General features: G+C 71.8%; 4 protein-coding genes. All 4 read right to left on the bottom strand.

Annotation, left to right across the window (positions count from 1 at the left end):
• Window positions 1-204, bottom strand: a 204-nt coding sequence (locus tag OZN99_RS27870; protein WP_270938481.1) for a gamma-glutamylcyclotransferase family protein, incomplete at its 3' end; no start/stop codon positions are given.
• Window positions 204-1,631, bottom strand: coding sequence for a phosphoglucomutase/phosphomannomutase PgmG (gene pgmG / locus OZN99_RS27865; RefSeq protein WP_270938480.1), 1,428 nt, complete (start codon window positions 1,629-1,631; stop codon window positions 204-206). The genes pgmG and OZN99_RS27870, both read right to left, overlap by 1 nt.
• Before the next feature lie 26 nt (window positions 1,632-1,657).
• The gene (gene galU, locus OZN99_RS27860) at window positions 1,658-2,527 is read right to left on the bottom strand and encodes a UTP--glucose-1-phosphate uridylyltransferase GalU (RefSeq protein WP_270938479.1); all 870 of its coding nucleotides are present in this window, start codon (window positions 2,525-2,527) and stop codon (window positions 1,658-1,660) included.
• 78 nt (window positions 2,528-2,605) lie between these two features.
• Window positions 2,606-3,319 (bottom strand): J domain-containing protein, encoded by a 714-nt coding sequence (locus OZN99_RS27855; protein WP_270938478.1) that lies wholly within the window; start codon window positions 3,317-3,319, stop codon window positions 2,606-2,608.
• Window positions 3,320-3,442 lie beyond the last annotated feature (123 nt).

Raw genomic sequence — 3,442 nt, 5'->3', positions numbered from 1 at the left:
CGCGAGGCGCGGCAGCAGCAGCCCGTGCACCTCGCCCGCGCCGCGCAGCAGCGTGGGATAGGGGGTGCCGCGCAGCGTCACGCGGCGATGGCCCGGCAGCACCGCCGCCAGCGCGCACCGCAGGGGCGCGCGTCCGGCGAAGCGCGCGAAGACGCGCGGGTCGAGCAGCGTGCCGTAGAGGAAGACCGGCGCGCCAGCCGGCATCAATGTCCCGCGTTGGCGCCGGAGAAGTCCGGCGCGGCCAGACCGGAGGCCTCCACCTGGCGCGCGATCTGCGCCTTGAGCCGCTCGAGGCCAGACTCGGTCGTCGCCTCGGCGCGCGCCACCAGCACGGCCTGGGTGTTGGAGGCGCGCAGCAGCCACCAGCCATCCTCCGTCAGCACGCGCACGCCATCGACGTCGTTGACCTTCGCGCCCTCGGCGGCGAGGCGTGCCTTCACCTCCTGCACCACCTCGAACTTGCGGGTGTCCGGGCAGTCGAAGCGGAGTTCCGGCGTGTTGATCACCTGCGGCAGCGCGGCGCGCACGGCGGAGAGCTTCCCGGACATGCGCGCGACGATGCCGAGCAGCCGCACGGCGGAATAGGGCGCGTCGTCGAAGCCGTACCACTTGTCGGCGAAGAAGATGTGGCCCGACATCTCGCCGGCGAGCGGACTGCCGGTCTCGGCCATCTTGGCCTTGATGAGCGAATGGCCGGTCTTCCACATCAGCGGGTTGCCGCCGGCCTTGGCGATCTCGTCGAACAGCACCTGGCTGGCCTTCACGTCGGCGATGATCGTGCCGCCGGGCTTCGCCTTCAGGACGTCGCGCGCCAGCACCACCAGCAGCTGGTCGCCGAACAGGATGTGGCCCTCGTCGTCCACCACGCCGATGCGGTCCGCATCGCCGTCGAAGGCGATGCCGAGGTCTGCGCCCTCGCGCGCCACCTCGGCGATGACCTGCTCGAGGTTCTTCGCCACGGTCGGATCGGGGTGGTGCGCCGGGAAGGTGCCGTCGATCGTGCCGTTGATGACGTAGTGCGTGCCCGGCAGCTTCGCGACCAGCTTCTTCACGATCTCCGCGCCGGAGCCGTTGCCCGGATCCCAGACGACCTTGAGCGCACGGTCGCCGCCGTCCCAGTCCTTCAGGATGCGCGCGACGTACTGCTCCGACACGTCCACCTGGCGGTCGGTGCCGATGGCGGAGGGCACGACGTCGCCCTCGCGCGCCATGCGGCCGATTTCCTGGATCTGACGGCCGAAGAACGGCTTCTTCCCGAGCATCATCTTGAAGCCGTTGTAGTTCGGCGGGTTGTGGCTGCCGGTGACCATCACCGCGCCGTCGGCTTCCAGCGCATAGGCCGCGTAGTAGAGCATCGGCGTCGGGCCGCAGCCGATGCGCAGCACCTCCAGCCCGCAGGCGCGAAGGCCCGCCACGAGCTGCGCCTCCATCTCCGGCGAGGAGAGCCGGCCGTCATAGCCGACCGCCACCTTCGGCGCGCCGCCATTGCGTCCGGCCGCGCGCACGACGATGGAGCCGAAGCAGCGCCCGATGGCGAAGGCGTCCTCCGGCCGCAAGGTCTGCCCGACGACGCCGCGGATGTCGTATTCGCGCAGCGACGTGGGATCGAAGCTGTGGTGGAAGGCCGTCATGTCTGGGTGTCCCCCGGCTCGCCCGTTCAGGCGTATTTCTTGATGATCTGGCGCATCGCCGGCGCCATGTCGTCGCGGGCGAGCGCGAAGGCGACCTGCGCCTCCAGGTAGCCCGCCTTGTCGCCGCAGTCGAAGCGCCGGCCCTCGTAGAGCACGCCGTGGAAGGGCTGCGCGCCGATCAGCTTGGCCATGCTGTCGGTCAGCTGGATCTCGCCGCCCGCGCCCTTCTCCATCTTCGCCAGGTGGCCCATCACCTCCGGCATCAGCACGTAGCGGCCGATCACGGTCAGGTTCGACGGCGCCTTCTCCATCGGCGGCTTCTCCACCAGGCCGGTCACCTCGACCAGGTTGCCATTCGTCGCGCCGGGGGCGATGACGCCGTAGCGCGAGACATGCTCGCGCGGCACCTCCTCCACCGCCACGACGTTGCCGCCGGTCGCGGCATAGGCATCGGCCAGCTGCTTCATGCAGGGCACGTCGCAGAGCATCAGGTCGTCCGGCAGGATGATGGCGAAGGGATCGTCCTGCACGAAGTTGCGCGCGCACCAGATGGCGTGGCCCAGCCCGAGCGGCACCTGCTGGCGGGTGGAGACGATGGCGCCGGGCGGCATCGCCTGCGCCTGCAGCATCGCCAGCTCCTTCGTCTTGTTGCGCTCGGCGAGCGTGCGCTCCAGCTCGTAGGCGGCGTCGAACTGGTCCACCAGCATCGTCTTGCCGCGGCCGGTGACGAAGCAGAACTGTTCGATCCCGGCCGCCCGCGCCTCCTCCACCGCATAGACGATCAGCGGCTTGTCCACGACCGGCAGCATCTCCTTCGGCATCTGCTTGGTGGCCGGCAGGAAGCGGGTGCCGAGACCGGCGACGGGCAGGACAGCCTTGCGGAGTGGCTTTGGCACGGGTGGGGGTTCCCTTGCGGTTCGGGCGGGCAGGAGTGCCACGGACGGGCCAATGCGTCCACCGGCGCCCCGGGTTCCTCAGCCGCCCAGCAAGATGTCCCGCGCCTCGTTCAACCTTGCGGCAAGCCAGTCCGAGCCGCCCTGGTCGGGGTGGGCGGTGCGCATCAGCCGGCGATGGGCGGTGCGGATCTCCGCCTCCGCCGCGCCCTCCGCCAGGCCCAGCACGGCCAGTGCCTCCGCCCGGGTCATGCGGCCGCCCGCGGGGCGGCCAGGGGGCGGGGCGGCGTGATGGGCGGCGGCGTCCCGCCAGTCCGGATGGGCGCGGTCCAGCCAGGCCTCCAGCAGCGGCACGCCGTCCGGGTCCTGGGCGGCGAGTTCGGCCATGAGGTCGAGCAGCAGCGGCAGGTCGAGATCCGCCAGCTCCCGCCCGGCGAAGCGGCCGGCCTTCACCCTCCCGAACATCCGGCCGCTGTCGTGGTCGAGGCCCATGGCCAGGAAGCCGGTCTCGACATCGCTGGCCTGGCCGGGGCTGGCGGCGCCGCCGCGGGCGAAGGTGCGTGCCGCGCGCCAGCCCTGCACCGTGCGCCAGATGGCAGGGCCGAACAGCACCAGCGACCACAAGGCCTGCGCGCCCCGACCGGAGACGAGCAGCGCGCCGAGCAGCACCACGCCCAGAATGCCGCCGCCCCAGGCGAAGGCGGTCCTGACCTGGGCCGGCTTGGCATCCGCGAAGACCCGCAGCAGGCCGATCACGGCAAGCAGCGCGATGAGGCCGAGGATGATCCAGGTCATCGCCGCGGCGCCGGCAGCTGCCCCGCGATGCGCTGCGCCGAGGCCGAGGTCAGCCGCGCCAGCGCCTGGCGCCCGCCGGCGGCGAAGACGGCGACGGCGCGCAGCAGGTCGCGCAGCGCCTCC

This window comes from Falsiroseomonas oryzae (assembly GCF_027856955.1).
In the GTDB taxonomy this organism is placed as follows: Bacteria; Pseudomonadota; Alphaproteobacteria; order Acetobacterales; family Acetobacteraceae; genus Falsiroseomonas; species Falsiroseomonas oryzae.
The sequence above is the reverse complement of the archived record's forward strand: the minus strand, read 5'-3'. Positions and strand labels throughout refer to the sequence as shown.

What these genes read in the sequence shown, in the direction of transcription:
- pgmG (WP_270938480.1), bottom strand. Translation starts at nt 1,631, where the DNA reads ATGACGGCCTTCCACCACAGCTTCGATCCCACGTCGCTGCGCGAATAC.
- OZN99_RS27855 (WP_270938478.1), bottom strand. Translation starts at nt 3,319, where the DNA reads ATGACCTGGATCATCCTCGGCCTCATCGCGCTGCTTGCCGTGATCGGC.